Raw genomic sequence first — 19,784 nt, forward strand, 5'->3', positions numbered from 1 at the left:
CGGAAGCCGGAAGCCGGAAGCCGGAAGCCGGAAGCCGGATCCTCGGCCCGGTCCGGTCCGGGAGTTATCCACAGGGTCGGCGAAGAATGCCGCTGTCGCGCTACGGTCGTCACCGAGAGTAGTTACGCCTCACGGGGGAGGACCATCATGTCCGTCAGCGATGCTCAGTCACAGGCTCGGAGCCACAGCGCAGGGGAAGCGAACACGTCCGCCGTCCCGGCGACGGCCGAGGCGGTGGAAACCGCGGGGAAGGGCCCCCGGGCCGTCGGCGCCGACCGGGCCGCGCGGGAACTGGACCTGCGGCGGGGCGAATTCGAGCTCGCCGTGCGACTCGGGCACATCCGTACCATCACCACCGTCGGCGTGACGACCGCCGGCTCGACCGCCCGGACCACCTTCGGTCGACGGCAGGTCACCCGGCAGGAGATCGACCGTCTGAGGGCGGCGGAGGGATTCCCGGACACTCTGCGCGAGCGGGTGAGGACCGTGGGCACCGCCGAGGGGGCGGCGCTGATGCCTGTCAGTCCGGGGCGCTTCACACAGCTGGCCCGGTCGGGGTTCCTCGTGCCGGTGAGGTTCTATCTCAATCGCTACCGCGCGGTCGTATGGCTGTATCTGGCCGATGAGCTACGGTCCTTCGCCGCCAGGGAACCAGGGCTGCTCACCGGACGGTTCCCACGGCCCCTGCGGGCCGGCCTGGAGGCGGGGGTGGACTGGCGGCCACGCAACTGGCGGGGCCGGCGCATCGGTGAGTTGCTGCATGACAGCGGGGACCCCTGGGAGCGGGCCGCCATCGCGGGCTGTGTGCTCGATCCGGTCCAACTGGCGGAGTTGGTGGCCGACCCCTACGAACGTGCCTATCTGGACTGGCTGCGGCCGGACCTCGGCCATGGCCGGCCCGAGTCGGAAGCGGCGCGGACCGCCGTCCAGCGTGTGCTGGTGGCGGACCACCCGGACGAGATCCAGTGGCACCGCGCCAGTCTTGACACGCTGCTGACGGCGGCCCGGCGCGCACGCCCCGCGCCACGCCCCGGCACCTCCACGCCGCACAGCGGGGGTCCTGCCCCGAGGTATGGCGGGACAGGACCGGCACCGGCACCGGCACCCGATCTCGCACCCGCAGCCGCACTCGTACCCACACCCACACCCGCAGCCGCACTGACAGGACCAGAACCTGTGCCGACAGGGCGGGAATCCGGGGCGACGCCGGTCACGCGCCGGCCGGCGTGCGAGGGCGGCCACCGGGGGCTGCTGAACCGACTGCGGGTCAGGGGGAGGAGAGGTCTCCGCGCCGGGGTTTGGAGCTGAGCGGTGCTCTCCGGGGCCGAGCCCGACGGGGGCAGGGCACGGAGGTCAGGAGATGACGCGCAGGACGAGCTTGCCGCGGATCCGTCCCCGCTCGCCCCGGCGGTGCGCCTCGGCCGCGTCCGCCAGCGGAAGGACGTCCTCGATCTCGACCTTGGCGACGCCCCTGTCGATCAGCTCCGCGATCCGGGCCAGGGACGCGCCGTCGGGCTCCACGAGAAAGGCGCTCGCGCGCACATCCCGCACGAGGGCCGCGTCATGGAGCTCGGGGGAGACGCCGGAGGGCACGGCGACGAGGACGCCACCCGGCCGCAGGGTCGTGAGCGAACGGGTGCTCGTCGTGTCGTGTTCGTCCCCTACGAGATCGATCACCACATCGACGTCGCGTACGGCGTCCTCGAACCGGACCGCGGTGTAGTCGATGAGTTCGTCGGCGCCGAGCGCGCGCAGCCAGTCGTGCTTGGCGGCGCGGGCGGTGCCGATGACATGGGCGCCGAGGTGCTTGGCGAACTGCACCGCGAAGTGGCCCACGCCGCCCGCGGCGGCGTGGACGAGGACGCGCTGTCCCGGCTCGACCCGCGCGGCGTCGACGAGCGACTGCCACGCGGTGAGCGCGGCCAGGGGCACCGCGGCGGCCTGGTCGTGGCCGACCGACGTGGGCTTGCGGGCGAACTGGCGGGAGGGCGCGGTCACATACTCGGCGTAGGCGCCGGCCTGCCGGGGGAACCACGGCATGCCGTACACCTCGTCGCCCACCCGATGGGTGTGGACACCGAAACCGACCTCCGTCACGACGCCCGAGACATCCCAGCCCAGCACGAAGGGAGGTTCCCCCAGAACGCCGGCCATCCCGCCGCCCGCGCGGGTCTTCCAGTCGACGGGGTTCACCCCCGCCGCGTGGACGCGGACCTGTACCTCGGTCGGCAGTGGCTGTGGCCGTGCCCGCTCGGCGGGCCTGAGCACCTCGGGGCCGCCGAAGGTGTCCTGGGTGATCACGCGCATCGTTCTCGCGTCGCTGCTCATCGCGGTTCTCCTGTGGTGCGTGCCGGGGCGCCTGCGTACCCCCGGCGGCTGCCGTCCGATGTCCGCAAGCTATCCCCAGGGGGCCGTGCCGGCGATCGGCGCGCCGGGGGACACGGAGGAGGCCGCCTGTGTCACTGCCGGAGGTGACTCACCACATTGACCACCCGGCCGTTGGGATCGGTGACGAAGAACCGCCGTACCCCCCACGCCTCGTCCCGCAGGGGGTAGACGATCTCGGCGCCGCTCGCGACGACCGCCGCGTACACCGTGTCCACGTCGTCCACCTCGATGCTCAGATCGGGGACGACGGCGACGGACTCGTCGTGCCGCATCAGCGTCAGCTGCGCGGTGGGCTGGGAAGGGGAGGCGAGCGTCATGACCCAGCCCAGGTTCATGACTTCTTCCAGTCCGAGGAGCCCGTAGAAGTCCCGGCTCTCTTTCATGGCCTCGGACCGAATGTCGGGTACGACTCTGCGGACGGACATCGGTGGCTCCTGTCAGTGACTGCGGGCGGTCCCGCATACCCCATCCTTCCCCCAAGCGGGGCCCGGGGGCCGTCGTCAGGGCCGGGCGTCGCCGGTGACGATGGTGCGTTCCGCGGAGAACTTGCCCCAGTTGCCGTCGGGCAACTTGGCGCGGATCTTCACCCGGTAGGTCTCGCCGGCCTTCTTGCTCGCGTACACGCTATAGCTGGCCCGGCCCGTCGGAGGCTCGCCGCCCCAGATCAGGGTCGTCGCGAACTTCCCGTCGAGATAGATCTGATAGGAGGGGACCTCGCCGCCGGTCTTCGGCGCCAGCCAGGACAGATCCACGTAATAGGCGCCGTCGGCGGCGTGTGTGGTGGCTCGGAAGTCGATCGGAGCGGTGTCGGGGTCGTCGCCGGGGCCGCGCGGGGTGGTGATCTCCACGGCCCGGCTGGCGGGCGAGGTGTTGTCGGCCGCGTCCCGCGCGGTCACGGTGAAGCTGTAGTGGGTTCCGGGCCGCAGTTGGGTGATCCGCGCGCCCGTCGCGTCCCCGCCGACGCTATGGATCTTGGAGCCGCCCTGATAGATGTCGTACGAGGTGATGCCCTGGTCGCCCGCCGCCGCGGCCCAGTTGAGCTGGGCGCCTCTGGCGCCGTCGCTCTTGCCCGTCACCCCGGTCGGCCGGGCCGGGGCCTTCTTGTCCTCGGTGACCGCGGCCGGTGTGGTGACGGCCAGTTCGCCGCTGGGCGGGGAGACGGCGCCCTCGGCGCCCTTGGCCCGGACGCTGAAGGTGTAGGCGGTCGACGGCTTCAGTCCGGTGACATCGATCATGGTCTCGTCGGCCGGGACGTCCTTGATCTTCGTCTTGCCCCGGTACACCTCATATCCGCTGACTCCGTCCTTGCCGGGCGCCGGCTTCCACATGACATGGACGGAAGTGGCGCTCCCGGCCTGGGCCGTGACACCGGCCGGCACCGAAGGCGCCTTCGGTGCCTCGTCGTTGGAGCCGCACGCGCCCAGCGCGAGGACGGCGGCGGACGCGAGGGCGGCAAGACAGAAGGTCCTTCTCATGGCCGTGTCCTCCACCTGGGGGGCAATGGTCTAGACATATATGACACAGGTGTCGGGTGCACATCAAGGGGGAGGCGGTATCCGATGACGGATCATCACGAGATCCACGCGCCAGGACGTCGGCGCGGACAGGTGCCGGGCGGGGAATTCCTCGCCGCGACCGGTGATATCGCCTCGGACGAGGGGACCCGGCAGGTGCTCTCGCGCGCGGCCCCGGGCGGACATCCTCATCAACGATCCGGGCGTCTTCGGCGCCCGGCCCGCGCTGGGGATCAGCGATACGGGGTGGCGGCGACGCGGCGTGGCGGCGATCCGGGTCGACGGCGGATACCCGGATACGCGGATACATCGACTCGATCGTTCCCTGACCGGGACACCTTCCGGCCCCGGTCAGGGAACGATCGAGTGGCGACGTGGAGAACCGGTCAGTCTATCCGGTGGACCAACTGGTTGGTGAGCTCGTAACGGGCTCCGACGATGGCCAGCTTGCCCTCGGCCACCTTGGCCGCGAGGTCGGGCTCGGCGGCGAGGCGCGCACGGACCAGCTTGACGTTGGCGCTGACGGTGGCGTCGACGCGCGCGTCGCCGTGCTGCGAGTGATCGATGGCGGGCTTGATCTGATCGGCCAGATACTGGATGTGGTTCGGCAGCCGCTCGCCGGTCTCCTCGGCCTCGACCGCCGCGGCGACGGCGCCGCACGACTGGTGGCCCAGGACCAGGACCAGCGGGATCGCCAGCTCCAGCACGCCATAGGCGATGCTGCCGAGGACGGCCTCGTCCAGGACCTCGCCGGCCGACCGTACGGTCATCAGGTCGCCGAGGCCCTGGTCGAAGGCGAGCTCCGGTGGTACGCGGGAGTCGATGCACCCGAGGACGACGGCGAAGGGGTGCTGGCCCGTCACCAGGGACTGCCGCAGGGCCGTGGTCTCGTGCGGGTGCTGCTGGCGGAAGGTTCGCCAGCGCTTGTTGCCCTCGGAGAGCTCGTGAAGGGCCTGGTCGGGGGTGGTCGGGCGAGTGCTCCTCGGCCGGGTGACAGCCGCGCCCGCGGAGGGCGCGGCAAGCGTCACTCCCGCGGTGGCCGCACTTCCCGCGAGGGCCGCGCGAAGCAGCGTCCTGCGGGGTGTTCCCGTGGTCATGGGGGGTCTCTGTGCTCTGGTCAATATCACGGCCGGAGACTATCCGTGACAGCCTTGGCCAAGGATTTCACTTGGTGATCTGTTGACCAGCTCTTGAGCCAACTGTGGCTCAAACCCGACGGGTTCAGTGTGGCCTCATGATTCGTTCCCTCGCCGTTCAGCCGTTGAAGCCTGCCGGGGAGGCCGTCCGTTTGTGGTTGCATGGTTCGGTGAATCGACAGACGATGCCTACGGCCGATGACATCCCCATGTGTGATGTCCGGCGTCGCGGCATGGATGACCTCGACGCGTGCGTGCGGGTCCTGGGCGAGGTGCACAAGGGCGACGGGTACCCGGTGAACTGGCCCGAGCACCCCATGGGCTGGCTCGCCCAGCCCGCTCAACTCGACGCCTGGGTAGCCGAATTGGATGGCCGGATCGTTGGCCATCTCGCCCTCTGCCCGGCGGGCGAGGGTGATGTCGCCCCCGCCCTCTGGAGCAGCCGCGCCGGTACCACCATCCGCGAGATCGCTGTGGTGAGCCGCCTGTTCGTCGCTCCCTCGGCGCGCGGTCACGGCATCGGCGCCCTGCTCATGGCCCAGGCGGCGAGAGAGGCCAGACGGCGCGGCCTGCACCCCGTACTGGACGTGGTGTCCACCGACGCCGCCGCGGCGGCACTTTACGAACGCATGGGCTGGAGCCTGCTCGCTGTTGTCGATCAGCGCTGGAGCCCGGATCAGACGGTCACCGTCCGCTGCTACGCCGCCCCCGCCTGATCCGACCGCCGCACAGCCGCTTCGAGTCGCGGGGCCATGTGGCACCAGGCCCGGGACCTCTGTCCGGCCCCGCGACCACGCGGCACCCACCGCCGGTCAGAACTCCACCTCACGGCGCGGCGGTTCACGCCCACACCCCAGCGCCGGGCAGTGACACGAATGGGCGAATTTCCCTGACCCGCCGACGGTCCTGCCACCGCCGGGAAACCGGTCGTCACGCGCTCAGCGCCCCAGCCGGCGCGTCGAACTGCGTACCACCAGCTCCGGCTGGAGGACGACGGAGTGATGCGTGTGACGCTCGGCGTCCGGGCCCGTCTCGTCCATCAGCATCTCCGCCGCCGCCCGCCCCATCGCGTCGGCCGGCTGCCGTACGGACGTGAGCGGTACGACGGCCGCCGCGGCGAACTCGATGTCGTCATAGCCGACGATCGACACATCACCGGGCACATCCACCCCGGCCCCGTACATCGCCTGAAGGACCCCGAGCGCGAGCAGGTCATTGGCGCAGAACACCGCGGTGGGGCGTTCCGCGAGTCCCAGCAGCCGGGCCCCCGCGTCGATACCGGACGCCACATCGAGCCGCGCCGACTCCACCTGCCGCAGGGCCTGTTCGGGCAGACCCGCGTCGCGCAGCGCCATCAGCGCGCCGGTACGGCGGTCCCGGCACTGGGGGAGCGACATCGGTCCGCTGATGTAGGTGACGGAGCGGTGCCCGGCCGCCAGCAGATGCCGGACGGCGAGCGCGCCACCGGCCACATCGTCCACTGATACCGAGCACCCCTCGGCGGCGGGCACCGCACGGTCGACATGGACGAACGGAATGCCCCGGCGCGCGAAGTCCCGTACGTTACGGCCGGTCGTGTCGGCCGGGGTGAGCAGCACCCCGCGTACCCGCTGCTCGGCGAAGAGCCCCAGATACTCCGCCTCCTCGGCCGTGCTGCCCGCGCTGTTGCAGAGCATCACCCCGAGCCCCGCCTCACGCGCCGCCCGCTCGGCTCCCTTGGCGACGGCGACGAAGAAGGGGTTGGCCATGTCGAGCACCAGGATGGCGAGAATGCGGCTGGTACCGACCCTGAGCTGCCGGGCCGTCTCGCTCCGTACGAAACCGAGCTGGTCTATCACCGCCCGCACCCGCACCCGGGTGTGCTCAGACACCTTCTCGGGGCGGTTGAGCACATTCGAGACGGTGCCGACCGAGACCCCCGCCAGCCGGGCCACGTCCTTGATACCGACCGTCTGCACCACGCGCCCTGCCCGTTCTGTCACATCTCGTTGGTTCCCCTGACCGAGTGGACCATCCTAACGGGGGAAGCACGCCCGATCGGATATATCACCCACAGGGGTGTCAGCACAGACATGTCACCACGGGCCTGTCCGCAGAGCCCCAGGGACCCAGAGGACTCAGGGCCCCAGGGACCCAGAGGACCCAGGGGCACGTCAGCGCCGCGCGCCCTCGCCGGCGAGCGACTCCGCGGCCCGGTCCCAGCCGGCCCGGTCTCCCGTGGGCTCGTAACGGCGCGGCTCCATCGTGGCGCGGAGCAGGGCGCGCAGCTCGGCCAGACCGCCACGGACGACGCCCGCCGCGCGCGCCTGGACGAGGACGTTGCCGAGCGCGGCGGCCTCGGCGGGACCCGCGACGACGGGCAGCCCGCAGGCGTCCGCGGTGAGCCGGCACAGCAGTTCGTTGCGGGCGCCGCCGCCGACGACATGCACGGTGTCCACGGCGCGGCCGGACAGCCGCTGGGCGTCCTGGATCGCCCTGCGGTGCGCGAGCGCCAGGGAGTCGAGAACACAACGGGCGATCTCGGCCGGGCTCTCCGGCGCCGGTCCTCCGGCGCGGCGGCAGGCGTCCCGGATACGGTCCGGCATACCGCCGGGCGCGAGGAACGCCGGATCGTCCGCGTCCACGAACGACCGCAGGCCCGGCACCTCCGCGGCCTCCCGCAGCAGCCGGTCGAGCCGCTGCGGCGCGCCCTCGGCCTCCCAGGTCCGCAGACACTCCTGGAGCAGCCACAGACCCATGATGTTGCGCAGATAACGGACCGTGCCGTCCACGCCCAGCTCGTTCGTGAAGTTGGCGCGCCTGCTCTCCTCGGTGAGCACCGGGGCGTCCAGCTCCAGTCCCGCCAAGGACCAGGTGCCGGTGGCGACATACGCGAAGCGGTCCCCGGAGGCGGGCACCGCGGCGACCGCGGAGGCGGTGTCGTGCGAGCCGACGGCCGTCACCGGCACCGGGCCGGTCAGCCCGGTCTCGGCGAGCACGTCAGGGAGCAGCTGTCCCGCCGGATCGCCCGGACCGCGCAGCGGCGCGAAGAGCGTCAGATCGATACCGAGCGCGTCGGCGACGGACCGTGACCACTCCCGGGTCCGGGGGTCGATGAGCTGGGTGGTGGAGGCGTTGGTGAGTTCGGTCCCCGCCTCGCCGGTGAGCCAGTACGCGATCAGATCGGGGATCAGCAGCAGCCGCCGCGCGGCCCCCAGCGCGGCACTGCCCCGCGCGGCGGTGAGCTGGAACAGCGTGTTGAACGGCAGATACTGCAGGCCCGTGGCCCCGTACAGCGCGGACGGCGACAGCACGGCGCCGACCTTCGCCGCCTCGCCCTCGGTACGGGTGTCCCGGTAGTGCACCGGATTGCCGAGCAGCGCGCCGGAGGCGTCCAGCAGTCCGTAGTCGACGGCCCAGGTGTCGATCCCGACACTCGCGGGCGCGCGTCCCGCCGCCGCGCCGGCCGCCCGCAGACCGTCCAGCACGCCTCCGTACAGCGACAGGATGTCCCAGTGCAGCGTGCCCGCGGTTCGTACCGGCCGGTTGGGAAAGCGATGGACCTCTTCCAGACGCAGCGTCCCCGCGCCCCGGCCGGAGACCCGCCCCACCATGACACGGCCGCTGGACGCGCCGAGGTCGACGGCGGCGAAGGGGAGCGGTTCGGTGGCTGGCACGGCTGACCTCGTCGGAACTCGTCGAACAGCGGAGAGACAGGGGGACACAGGGGGAGACAGCGGGGAGTGAGGGCGGCGGGAGCGGGGTGAGAGGAGCGGGGCAGTCGGGCCGGTCGTGCTGCCCCACCCCGGCCCCGCCCACCCCGCTCCGCCATGGCGTCAGCGCAGGAACGCCGCCGCGACCCCCGCGTCCACCGGGACATGCAGCCCTGTCGTATGGGTCAGCTCGCCGCCCGTGAGCGCGAACACCGCGTTGGCCACATGCTCGGGCAGCACTTCCCGTTTGAGGATCGTCCGCTGCGCGTAGAACTCGCCGAGCTTCTCCTCCGGCACGCCGTACACCGCCGCGCGCTCCGCACCCCAGCCACCGGCGAAGATCCCGGAGCCGCGCACCACCCCATCGGGGTTGACGCCGTTGACGCGGATACCGAGACCGCCCAACTCGGCGGCGAGCAGCCGCACCTGATGGGCCTGGTCGGCCTTGGTCGCGGAGTAGGCGACGTTGTTCGGGCCCGCGAACACCGCGTTCTTGGAGGCGATATAGACGAGGTCACCGCCGAAGCCCTGATCGGTCATCACCCGGGCGGCCTCGCGCGAGACCAGGAACGAGCCGCGCGCCATGATGGAGTGCTGGAGGTCCCAGTCCCGGGCCGTGGTCTCCAGCAGCGGCCTGGAGATCGAGATTCCGGCGTTGTTCACGACGAGATCCACTCCGCCGAAGGCGAGCGCCGCCGCGTCGAACGCGGCCTTGATCTGGTCCTCGTCGGTCACATCGACGCTCACCGCGACGGCCTTGTCCGCGCCGCCCAGTTCATCGGCGACCACCTTCGCGCCCTCGGTGTTGAGATCGGCGACCACCACACACGCGCCCTCGGCGACCAGCCGGTGCGCGATGGCCCGGCCGATCCCGGAGCCCGCGCCCGTCACCAGCGCCACCCGGGAGGCCAGCGCCTTGGGCGCGGGCATCCGGCGCAGCTTGGCCTCCTCCAGCTCCCAGTACTCGATCCGGAACTTCTCGGACTCCTCGATCGGCGCGTACGAGGAGACGGCCTCGGCGCCGCGCATCACATTGATGGCGTTGAGATAGAACTCCCCGGCGACCCGGGCGGTCTGCTTGTCCTTGCCGAACGAGAACATGCCCACGCCCGGCACCAGCACGATCGCCGGGTCCGCGCCGCGCATCGCCGGCGAGTCGGGCGACGCGTGCCGCTCGTAGTAAGCCCGGTACTCCTCGCGGTACGCGGTGTGCAGCTCCGCGAGCCGCTCCCGCACCCGCTCCAGAGGCGCGCCGGCCGGCAGATCGAGCACGAGCGGACGGACCTTGGTGCGCAGGAAGTGGTCCGGGCAGGAGGTGCCCAGGGCCGCCAGCCGCGGATGCTCCGCGCGGGAGAGGAAGTCGAGGACCGGTCCGGTGTCCGTGTAGTGGCCCACCTGGGGCCGGTCGGTGGAGGCGAGCCCGCGGATCAGCGGGGCGAGCGCCGCCGCCCTGGCCCGTCGCTCGGCCTCCGGCAGCGGCTCGTACCCCTGCTGTACGGGGCCGAACGGCTCGGGCGCCCCGCGCTCGGCGAGAAACGTCTCGGCCGTACGGATGATGTGCAGGGAGTTGCGTTCGCACTCCTCCGAGGTGGCGCCCCAGGCGGTGATCCCATGGCCGCCGAGCACACAGCCGATCGCCCGCGGATGGGCCTCCTTGACCGCGGCGATGTCCAGGCCCAGCTGGAAGCCGGGGCGGCGCCAGGGCACCCAGATCACGGTGTCGCCGAAGCACTCGGCCGTCAGCTTCTCGCCGTCGGCCGCGCAGGCCAAGGCGATCCCCGAGTCGGGGTGCAGATGGTCCACGTGGGGAGCGTCGACCAGCCCGTGCATCGCGGTGTCGATGGACGGGGCCGCCCCGCCCTTGCCGTGCAGGCAGTAGTCGAACGCGGCGACCATCTCGTCCTCGCGCGCCACCCCCGGGTAGACCCGGCTCAGCGCGCGCAGCCGGTCGACCCGCAGCGCGGCCAGTCCGCCGGCGGTGAGCGTGCCCAGGTCGCCGCCCGACCCCTTGACCCACATCAGTTCGATGTCGTCACCGGTCACCGGGTCAGGGGCGGATGCCTTGGCCGAGGTGTTGCCGCCGGCGTAGTTGGTGTTGCGCGGATCGGCGCCGAGCCGGTGCGAACGGTCGAGCAACTGGGCTGCCACAGGGTGGATATGGGGCTGGTCGGTCATCATGTCCCTCTGTGAGGTGCGGTCTTCGCGAGAGCGGGGAACGGGGGAGCGCTCAGGCTCCCCAGCCGGCCTGGGTGCCGCCGATCCGCTCGGTGACGATCTTCTCGCCGTAGCCGGAGGCGTGATAGGCGGCGACGGGGTCGGCGTCCGCGCCCAGTTCGGCACGGACCTCGGCGACCAGCGGGCGTACGTCGGTGTTGAAGGCGTCCATCAGAGCCGCGTTCGCCGCCAGTACATCGCCGGAGCGCTGCGCCGCGTCCAGCGCGTCCGCGTCCACCAGCAGCGCCTTGGCCGTTGCCTCCTGGACATTCATCACCGACCGGATGATCGCGGGGATCTTCTCCTCGATGTTGTGGCACTGGTCGAGCATGAACGCGGTCCGCGCGGTGAACCCACCGCCGTTGATCACCTCGTACATGATCCGGAACAGCTGGAAGGGGTCCGCGGCCCCGGCCATCAGATCGTCGTCCGCGTAGAAGCGGGAGTTGAAGTCGAACCCGCCGAGCTTTCCCTCGCGCAGCAGCAGCGCGACGATGAACTCGATGTTGGTGCCCGGCGCGTGGTGCCCGGTGTCGACGACGACCTGGGCCTTCTCGCCCAGCTTGAGGCAGTGCGCGTAGGCCGTGCCCCAGTCCGGGACGTCCGTGGCGTAGAAGGCGGGCTCGAACAGCTTGTACTCCAGCAGCATCCGCTGCCCCTCGCCGAGCCGCTCGTACACCGTGGCGAGGGCTTCGGCCAGCCGGCCCTGGCGGGCGGAGATGTCGTCCTGGCCCGGGTAGTTGGTGCCGTCGGAGAACCACAGCTTCAGATCGCGCGAGCCGGTGGCGTCCATGACGTCCACGCACTCCAGCAGATGCCCCAGCGCCTTGCGCCGGACCGCGGCGTCCGGATGGGTCACGGACCCCAGCTTGTAGTCGTCGTCCTGGAACACATTGGAGTTGATCGCCCCGATGCGCAGGCCCAGTTCGCGCGCCTCGGCGGCGAGCGCGCCGTAATCGTCCACGCGGTCCCAGGGGATGTGCAGGGCGACCGTGGGAGCCACGCCCGTGTGCGCGTGCACCCGGGCGGCGTCCGCCAGTTTCTCCTGTGGGGTCCGCGGCACGCCCGGCTGTGTGAACACCTTGAAACGGGTGCCCGAGTTCCCGAACGCCCACGACGGCGTCTCGACAGCCTGTGACTTCAGCGCGTTCTTCACAGCGGACACGGCGGATCGACCCGTCATCTCTCAGCGCTCCCGTGGTGCGGACTCGGCGGGCGAGTCGGTGCAGCGATTCCTTATGAATCGTTTCATCGCGGTGAAGCTATGGGAGTACCCGGTGCGTGTCAACCCTTTCCGCGCCACCTCGGGTTGCGCGACGCGCGCCCCTCGAATTCAACGGAAAATGTCGCGCACACCCCATTGACGCCGTCGGTAGTGGCCGTTTAGCTTCCGTGCAACCTCATTGAAACCTTTCACGGCGGGTCGTGCCACGAGTCCCCACCGCTGAGGAGCCCTCATGAACCAGCCCGCCACGGGCCCCGCCCCGGTCCTGGCCCTCAAGGATGTGAGCAAGTCCTTCGGCGCCGTACGGGCCCTGCGGGACGTCTCCCTGCAGCTGTTCCCCGGTGAGGCACACGCCCTCGCCGGGGAGAACGGCGCGGGCAAGTCCACCCTCATCAAGACACTCGCCGGGGTGCACAGGCCCGACGCCGGCGAGGTGGTGCTCGACGGCGAGGCCGTCGTCTTCCACGGGCCGGCCGACGCCAGGGACGCCGGTATCGCCGTCATCTACCAGGAGCCGACGCTCTTCCCCGATCTGTCGATCGCCGAGAACATCTTCATGGGCCGTCAGCCGCGGCGCGCGCTCGGCCGCATCGACCGCCGGGCCGTACGGGACACCACCGCGGCCCTGATGAAGCGCCTCGGTGTGGAGCTGGACCCGGACCGGCCCGCCCGCGGGCTCTCCATAGCCGACCAGCAGATCGTCGAGATCGCCAAGGCGCTCTCCTTCGACGCGCGCGTCCTCATCATGGACGAGCCCACCGCGGCCCTGACCGGCGGTGAGACCGCCCGGCTGTTCTCCGTCGTACGGACCCTCAGGGCCGAGGGCGCCGCCGTCCTGTTCATCTCCCACCGACTGGAGGAGATCTTCGCGCTCTGCCAGCGGGTCACCGTTCTGCGCGACGGCCGCAGGATCTCCTCCGAGCCGCTGGCCGGACTGACCGAGGACGACCTGGTGCGCTCCATGGTGGGGCGGGTTCTGGGCGACCTGTACCCCAAACAGTCCGTGGACGCCGGGGAGACCGCCCTGTCGGTGCGGCGGCTGACCCGGGAGGGGGTGTTCCGCGATATCTCCTTCGAGGTGCGCAGGGGCGAGATCGTCGCCCTGGCCGGACTCGTCGGGGCGGGCCGCAGCGAGGTGGCGCAGGCGGTCTTCGGTGTCGACCGGGCCGACGCGGGTGAGGTGGTGGTCGACGGACGTACGCTCCCGGCCGGTTCACCGACCGCCGCGATGGACGCGGGACTCGCGCTCGTCCCCGAGGACCGCAGACAGCGCGGACTGGTGATGGACCTGTCCATCGAACGGAACATCGCCCTCACCGGACTCGACCGGCTCGGCAGGGGCGGCATGGTGCGCCGGGCCCTGGAGCGCGGCCGGGCCGCGGACTGGGCCGTACGCCTCCAGCTCAAGTACAACCGGCTCGCCGATCCCGTCGGCGTACTCTCCGGCGGCAATCAGCAGAAGGTCGTCCTCGCCAAGTGGCTGGCGACGGAACCGGCCGTACTCATCGTCGACGAACCCACCCGGGGGATCGATGTCGGCACCAAGGCGGAGGTGCACCGGCTCCTCTCCTCCCTGGCCGCGGAAGGACTCGCCGTCCTCATGATCTCCTCCGATCTGCCCGAGGTACTCGGCATGGCCGACCGGGTGCTGGTGATGCACGAGGGCCGGCTCACCGCCGAACTGCCGCGCGCCGAGGCCACCGAGGAAACCGTGATGGCCGCCGCCACCGGGCGGGGCGGGAGGGCGGCGGCATGACCACCCTGATGGACAAGCCCACCACGAGCAGCGAGGACGACGGCTCGGCACGCTCGCTCGTCGACGCCGTGTTCCGGGCCCGCGAGATCAGCATCGCCGGAGCGCTGGCGCTGCTCGTCCTCGGCACCTGGCTCGCCAACCCGCGCTTCCTCGACGACCAGGGCGTCAAGGACCTCCTCCTCAACGCCTCCATCCTGGTCCTGCTCGCCGTCGGCCAGTCCGTGGTCGTCGTCACCCGCAATATCGACCTCTCGGTCGGCTCGGTCGTCGGCCTCTCCGCGTTCGCCTGCGGCAAGTTCGTCGCGGGCACCGATCACGGCGTACTCACCGTCATGCTGCTGGGTATCGCCCTCGGCGTGGCCTGCGGACTGGTCAGCGGCGCCCTGGTCAGCTTCGGCAGGGTACCGGCGCTCGTGGTCACCCTCGGGATGCTCTACATCATCCAGGGCCTCGACTACTGGTGGGCGCAGGGCGAGCAGATCAGCGCCAACGACGTGCCCGACCCGGTCCTCGGGCTGGGCAGCGGCAGCGTCCTCGGTATCCCCTATCTGCCGCTGATCGCCCTGGCCCTGCTCGCCGCCACCGCGTACTACCTGCGCGGCTACCGGTCGGGGCGTGAGCTGTACGCGATCGGCTCCAACCCCGAGGCCGCCCGGCTGGCCGGTGTGCCGATCCGCCGCCGGATCCTCGGCGCGTACGCCTTCTCCGGCGCCGTGGCCGGATTCGCCGGTGCCCTGTGGCTCGCCCGCTTCGGCACCGTCGTCGCCGACAACGCGCACGGCTGGGAACTGACCGTCGTCAGCGCCGTTGTCGTCGGCGGCGTCGCCATCACCGGCGGAACCGGCACGGTCTGGGGAGCCGCGCTCGGCGCGCTGCTGCTCACCACCATCGGCAGCGCGCTGGTCGTCCTGAAGGTCGACTCGTTCTGGCAGGGAGCCATCACCGGCGCACTGCTCCTCGCGGCCATCACCGTCGACCGGATCGTGTCCCTGCGCATGACAGCCGCACTGAGGAAGAGGAGCGCCCGACATGGGAATGGCGCCTGACACACAGACCGCGCCGCGGCCACCGGCCAAGGCACCGGCGCCCCGCGCCACATCGGCGGGCGAGTTCGTCAAGTCCGTCGGTCTGCGCTGGGACACCGCGGTCGGCGCCCTGCTGGTGGCGGTCTTCGTCGTCGGGCTCGGCACGACGGACGGCTTCGCGTCCGGTGAGAACCTCGCCTTCGCCTTCAACGACATCGCGGAAGTCGCCCTGATCGCGCTGCCCATGACCCTGCTGGTGGTGGCCGGACAGGTCGATCTGTCCGTCGCCTCGATGCTGGGTCTGGGCAGCGCGCTGACCGGTGCCCTGTGGAACGCGGGCTGGGCGTTCGAGCTGATCGTGCCCGTCGTCCTGCTGGTCGGCGTCGCGGGCGGTCTTCTCAACGGCTGGCTGGTCACCCGTGTCGGCCTGCCCTCGCTCGCCGTCACCATCGGTACGCTCGCCCTCTACCGGGGTCTCGCCTCGGTCGCGCTGGGCAGCGACGCCGTCACCGACTTCCCTCAGACGTACGCCAGTTGGGCCGTGGACACCACCACGATCCCCGGCACCTTCCTCACCTATCCCATCGCCCTGTTCATCACACTGGCCGTGGCGACCGCCGTACTGCTGCACTCCACCGCCTTCGGACGGTCGCTGTTCGCGATCGGCGCGCAGGAGGAGGCCGCCTACTTCGCCGGGATCAGGGTCAAACGCTTCAAACTGATCCTCTTCGTCGTCACCGGGGTGTTCGCCGCCTTCGCCGGGATCGTCTTCACCCTCCGCTACGGCAGCGCCCGCGCCGACAACGGTCTCGGGTTCGAGATGCTCGTCATCGCCTCCGTACTGCTCGGCGGCGTCGACTTCGACGGCGGCAAGGGCACGCTCTTCGGGGCGGTCGCCGGTGTGCTGCTCATCGGAGTCCTCAAGAACCTGCTCACGCTGAACGATGTGCCGAACGAGGTCCAGGTCATCGTGACCGGGCTGCTGCTCGTCGCCTCCGTCCTCACCCCACGGGTCATCGCCACCGTGATCGAACGCCGGCACCGGCGCGCGGCGGGCGCCGCCCCCGAGTCCTGAGCATGCCCGTACCCCGCACGCGCCCATATGTCCCCCCCGCATGGCCCCGAGTCCGCCGTACCTCCCGAAAGGCAGCTGCCCGCCATGACCATCCGTATCGCCGCCCGACGCCGTGCGGCCGCCACCGCCGCCACCGTCTGCGCCCTCGCCGTCGCACTGACCGCCTGCTCCGGCACCACCAAGGACAGCGCCCGGAAGGACACCACGAACGCGGGCACCGCGGCGAAGGCCGACCCGAACGCCCCCCTCAAGAAGGGGCTCAAGCTCGCGTTCCTGCCCAAGCAGATCAACAACCCGTACGAGAAGATCGTCGACGAGGCGGGCATCGCCGCCGCCAAGGAGTACGGCGCCACCGGCAAGGAGGTCGGTCCCTCCGACGCCAGCGCCTCTTCCCAGGTCTCGTACATCAACACCCTGATCCAGCAGCGCCAGGACGCCATCCTCATCGCGGCCAATGACCCGAACGCGGTGTGCGGCCCGCTCAAGCAGGCCATGAAGAAGGACATCAAGGTCGTCGCGTACGACTCGGACACCGCCAAGGACTGCCGACAGCTCTTCATCAACCAGGCCAGCTCCGAGGAGATAGGCCGCAGCCTCGTCCAGCACCTGGGCGAACAGATCGGCTACCAGGGCAAGATCGCGATCCTCTCGGCCACCCAGAACGCCACGAACCAGAACACCTGGATCGAGTTCATGAAGGACGAGCTGAAGCTGCCCAAGTACAAGAACATGCGGCTCGTCAAGGTCGCGTACGGCGACGACGCGGACCAGAAGTCCTTCCAGCAGACCCAGGGCCTGCTTCAGGCGTACCCCGACCTCAAGGGCATCATCTCGCCCACCACCGTCGGTATCGCCGCCGCCGCCCGCTACCTCGGCGACTCCTCGTACAAGGGCAAGGTCGTGCTCAACGGTCTGGGCACCCCGAACCAGATGCGCAAGTACGTCAAGGACGGCACCGTCGAGCAGTTCTCGCTCTGGAACCCCGAAGAGCTGGGCTATCTGGGCTCGTACGCCGCCGCGGCCCTGGCCTCCGGCCAGATCACCGGCGCCGAGGGAGAGAAGTTCAAGGCGGGGAAGCTCGGTGAGTACACCATCGGCAAGGACGGCGAGATCATCCTCGGCGAGCCGACCGTGTTCAACAAGCAGAACATCGACACGTTCGACTTCTGAGCGGGAAGTTTGCCGTGTGACGTGTCTGATTTCCGCGGAAGGTCCGCCAGGACCACACAGCCGAGTGCCCCTCACCGATCGACTTCCGCCCCCCGTTCTGACGCACCACCACGTCCCGAGGCACGAAGGAATCACCATGACCGCACGCACCCCCGCCGTCGCCCGTAAACCCAGGATCGGCCTGGTCGCCGGGGGACTCGGCGCCTACTGGCCGCAGTTCCCCGATCTGCTTCCACAGCTCCAGCGCTCCGCTGACCGAGTCACCGTACGGATGCGGGAGTTCGACGCCGAGGTCGTCGATGCCGGCTTCATCTCCGACGCCCGGCAGGGGGCCGAGGCCGCCGAGAAGCTGCGCGCCGCCGACTGCGATCTGATCGTCGGCTTCCTCACCACCTATATGACGGCCACCATGCTCGTGCCCATCGCACAGCGCAGCGGCGCGCCCGTCCTGCTGATCAACCTCCAGCCCACCCCGGCCATGGACCACGCCTCCTTCGACACCGGACAGTGGCTGGCGTACTGCGGCGCCTGCCCGCTGCCGGAGATGGCCAACGCCTTCGAACGCGTCGGTGTGCCGTTCCGCTCCGTCTCCGGACATCTGGAGGACGAGCGCGCCTGGCAGCGCATCGGCCGCTGGATCCGCGCCGCCGGGGTCCGCTCGGTGCTACGGAACGGCCGCCACGGTCTGATGGGCCACCTCTATCCCGGGATGTACGACGTCTCCACGGACCTCACCATGGTCCCCGGCCATCTCGGCGGCCATGTGGAGGTCGTCGAATTCGATGATCTGCGGGTACGGGTGGAGCGGGTCAAGGACGACGACCTCACGGCCAAACTGGACGAGACCCGGGCACTCTTCGAACTCGCCGACTCCGTGGTCGAGGAGGACCTCCGCTGGGCCGCCCGCGTCGCCGTCGGCCTCGACCGGCTGGTCGAGGACTTCGACCTGGACTCCCTCGCGTACTACCACCGCGGACTCGACGCCGAGATCCATGAACGGCTCGGCGCGGGCATGATCCTCGGCTCCTCGCTGCTCACCGCCCGCGGTGTCCCGGCCTGCGGTGAGTATGAACTCCGCACCTCCCTGGCCATGCTCGTCGCCGACCGGCTCGGCGCCGGCGGCTCGTTCACCGAACTCCAGGCCCTGGACTTCACGGCCGGTGTGGTCGAGATGGGCCATGACGGTCCCGGGCACCTCGCCATCAGCGCGCGCAAGCCCCTGCTGCGCGGACTGGGCGTCTACCACGGCAAACGCGGCTGGGGGGTCTCCGTCGAGTTCGACGTACGGCATGGACCCGTCACCCTGGTCGGGCTCGGACAGAGCCGCGACGGCCGCTACCGGCTGGTCGCCGCCGAGGGCGAGGTCGTCCCCGGCCCGCATCTGGAGATCGGCAACACCACCTCGCGCGTCGACTTCGGCTGTGACCCGGGGGAGTGGACCGACGCCTGGAGCGCGAGCGGGGTCGGCCATCACTGGGCGCTGGCCACCGGCGCACTGCTGCCCGAGCTGCGCGCGCTGTCCGGGCTGACCGGCCTGGAGCTCGTGGAAGTCTCCGTCTGATGCGTCGTCCGGTGGGGATCAAGGACGTGGCCGGCGCGGCCGGTGTCTCGGTGGGCACCGTCTCGAATGTGATCAACCGCCCCGAGTCCGTGACCGAGGAGACCCGCCGGCGCGTTCTGTCCACCATCGAACGGCTCGGCTACGTACGCAGCGAATCCGCACGGCAGTTGCGCGCGGGCCGCAGTCGTATTCTGGCCATGCTCGTGCTCGACATGGCCAATCCGTTCTTCGTGGCGGTCGCCTCGGGCGCGGAACGCTCCGCCCGCGCCGCCGGACTCGGCGTGATGCTGTGCAACAGCGCGGAGAGCCCCGCCGAGGAGGCCACCTACCTCAACCTCTTCTCCGAACAGCAGGTACGGGGCGTGCTGGTCACCCCGGCCGATATGAGCGGACGCAACCTCGACGCGTTCCGGCGCCACGGCATCCCGTTCGTCCTCGTCGACCGTATCGTGCCCAGCGCGGACGGCTGTTCGGTCTCCGTCGACGATGTGGCGGGCGGCGCCCTGGCCGTACGCCATCTGCTGCGGCGCGGCTGCCGGGAGATCGTGTACGTCAGCGGTCCGATGCATCTGGCGCAGTGCAGGAACCGCCGCGAGGGCGCGCTGATCGCCCTCGCGGAAGCGGGGCTGCCGCCCGGGGCGCTCCGGCATATCGAGGCCGCGCGGCTCGATGTCGCGGCGGGCCGGGACGCCGGGGCCCGGCTGCTCGGTATGGAGTCCCGGCCGAGCGCGGTGTTCTGCGCCAACGACCTGCTCGCACTGGGCGTGTTGCAGACGCTCTACCACGCCGGGATACGGGTGCCCGAGGAGGTCGCCCTCGTCGGTTACGACGACATAGAGTTCGCGTCCGCCGCGGCGGTGCCGCTGACGTCGGTGCGCCAGCCGGCCGTCCAACTGGGCGGGGCCGCGGCGGATCTGCTCATCGAGGAGACCGGCGACGACGCCGCGTGCCATGAGCACCGGCGTGTCGTGCTGCGGCCCGAACTGGTGGTGCGGGCCTCCACCCTCGCCCGGCCGCACCCCTGAACG

16 protein-coding genes are annotated in these 19,784 nt (G+C 70.8%); 8 read left to right on the forward strand and 8 right to left on the reverse strand.

The features are described from left to right. Nucleotides 1–147: 147 nt before the first annotated feature. Nucleotides 148–1,308, forward strand: a complete 1,161-nt coding sequence (locus AB0M67_RS06020; protein ID WP_365743096.1) for a DUF6397 family protein — start codon at nucleotides 148–150, stop codon at nucleotides 1,306–1,308. 45 nt (nucleotides 1,309–1,353) lie between these two features. On the opposite strand, the gene AB0M67_RS06025 is transcribed toward AB0M67_RS06020, so the two are convergent. The 4 genes from AB0M67_RS06025 to AB0M67_RS06040 all read right to left on the reverse strand — a co-directional run bounded on the left by AB0M67_RS06025 (nucleotide 1,354) and on the right by AB0M67_RS06040 (nucleotide 4,999). Beyond that, a complete protein-coding gene (locus AB0M67_RS06025; protein ID WP_365743098.1) occupies nucleotides 1,354–2,328 on the reverse strand; it encodes an NADP-dependent oxidoreductase in 975 nt (324 codons plus the stop codon). Nucleotides 2,329–2,459: 131 nt separating this feature from the next. Further along, on the reverse strand, nucleotides 2,460–2,813 hold the full coding sequence (locus tag AB0M67_RS06030) for a VOC family protein (protein WP_365743100.1): 354 nt from the start codon (nucleotides 2,811–2,813) through the stop codon (nucleotides 2,460–2,462). Between the two features lie 75 nt (nucleotides 2,814–2,888). Further along, nucleotides 2,889–3,863 carry a fibronectin type III domain-containing protein gene (locus tag AB0M67_RS06035; protein ID WP_365743102.1) on the reverse strand — a complete coding sequence of 325 codons (975 nt, stop codon included), beginning with the start codon at nucleotides 3,861–3,863 and terminating at the stop codon, nucleotides 2,889–2,891. Nucleotides 3,864–4,288: 425 nt separating this feature from the next. Next, nucleotides 4,289–4,999, reverse strand: coding sequence for a carbonic anhydrase (locus tag AB0M67_RS06040; protein ID WP_365743104.1), 711 nt, complete (start codon nucleotides 4,997–4,999; stop codon nucleotides 4,289–4,291). 272 nt (nucleotides 5,000–5,271) lie between these two features. Here AB0M67_RS06040 and AB0M67_RS06045 point away from each other — a divergent pair, with 272 nt between their 5' ends. Then, nucleotides 5,272–5,754, forward strand: coding sequence for a GNAT family N-acetyltransferase (locus AB0M67_RS06045; protein ID WP_365743106.1), 483 nt, complete (start codon nucleotides 5,272–5,274; stop codon nucleotides 5,752–5,754). A 222-nt stretch (nucleotides 5,755–5,976) separates the two neighbouring features. Here the strand turns inward: AB0M67_RS06045 and AB0M67_RS06050 are convergent, their stop codons facing one another. The 4 genes from AB0M67_RS06050 to rhaI form a co-directional block, all read right to left on the reverse strand. Next, entirely contained in the window at nucleotides 5,977–6,999 is a 1,023-nt protein-coding gene (locus tag AB0M67_RS06050; protein WP_365743699.1) for a LacI family DNA-binding transcriptional regulator, read from the reverse strand. A gap of 192 nt (nucleotides 7,000–7,191) precedes the next feature. Continuing rightward, entirely contained in the window at nucleotides 7,192–8,694 is a 1,503-nt protein-coding gene (locus AB0M67_RS06055; protein ID WP_365743108.1) for a rhamnulokinase family protein, read from the reverse strand. A gap of 159 nt (nucleotides 8,695–8,853) precedes the next feature. Beyond that, nucleotides 8,854–10,905 carry a bifunctional aldolase/short-chain dehydrogenase gene (locus tag AB0M67_RS06060; protein WP_365743701.1) on the reverse strand — a complete coding sequence of 684 codons (2,052 nt, stop codon included), beginning with the start codon at nucleotides 10,903–10,905 and terminating at the stop codon, nucleotides 8,854–8,856. Between the two features lie 52 nt (nucleotides 10,906–10,957). Further along, entirely contained in the window at nucleotides 10,958–12,127 is a 1,170-nt protein-coding gene (gene rhaI, locus AB0M67_RS06065) for an L-rhamnose isomerase (RefSeq protein ID WP_365743110.1), read from the reverse strand. Nucleotides 12,128–12,401: 274 nt separating this feature from the next. On the opposite strand from rhaI, the gene AB0M67_RS06070 reads away from it, so the two are divergent. The 6 genes from AB0M67_RS06070 to AB0M67_RS06095 all read left to right on the forward strand — a co-directional run bounded on the left by AB0M67_RS06070 (nucleotide 12,402) and on the right by AB0M67_RS06095 (nucleotide 19,781). Next, nucleotides 12,402–13,925 carry a sugar ABC transporter ATP-binding protein gene (locus AB0M67_RS06070; RefSeq protein WP_365743112.1) on the forward strand — a complete coding sequence of 508 codons (1,524 nt, stop codon included), beginning with the start codon at nucleotides 12,402–12,404 and terminating at the stop codon, nucleotides 13,923–13,925. Continuing rightward, nucleotides 13,922–14,971 (forward strand): ABC transporter permease, encoded by a 1,050-nt coding sequence (locus AB0M67_RS06075; protein ID WP_365743114.1) that lies wholly within the window; start codon nucleotides 13,922–13,924, stop codon nucleotides 14,969–14,971. The genes AB0M67_RS06070 and AB0M67_RS06075 overlap by 4 nt, the downstream gene beginning before the upstream one ends. Beyond that, a complete protein-coding gene (locus AB0M67_RS06080) occupies nucleotides 14,955–16,025 on the forward strand; it encodes an ABC transporter permease (RefSeq protein ID WP_365743116.1) in 1,071 nt (356 codons plus the stop codon). Before AB0M67_RS06075 ends, AB0M67_RS06080 begins: the two co-directional genes overlap by 17 nt. A gap of 84 nt (nucleotides 16,026–16,109) precedes the next feature. Next, nucleotides 16,110–17,195, forward strand: coding sequence for a rhamnose ABC transporter substrate-binding protein (rhaS, locus tag AB0M67_RS06085; RefSeq protein WP_365743118.1), 1,086 nt, complete (start codon nucleotides 16,110–16,112; stop codon nucleotides 17,193–17,195). A 136-nt stretch (nucleotides 17,196–17,331) separates the two neighbouring features. After that, entirely contained in the window at nucleotides 17,332–18,756 is a 1,425-nt protein-coding gene (locus AB0M67_RS06090; RefSeq protein WP_365743120.1) for an L-fucose/L-arabinose isomerase family protein, read from the forward strand. Further along, nucleotides 18,756–19,781, forward strand: a complete 1,026-nt coding sequence (locus tag AB0M67_RS06095; RefSeq protein WP_365743122.1) for a LacI family DNA-binding transcriptional regulator — start codon at nucleotides 18,756–18,758, stop codon at nucleotides 19,779–19,781. Before AB0M67_RS06090 ends, AB0M67_RS06095 begins: the two co-directional genes overlap by 1 nt. Nucleotides 19,782–19,784 lie beyond the last annotated feature (3 nt).

The sequence above is a fragment of the Streptomyces sp. NPDC051662 genome (assembly GCF_040681655.1).
Classification (GTDB): Bacteria; Actinomycetota; Actinomycetes; order Streptomycetales; family Streptomycetaceae; genus Streptomyces.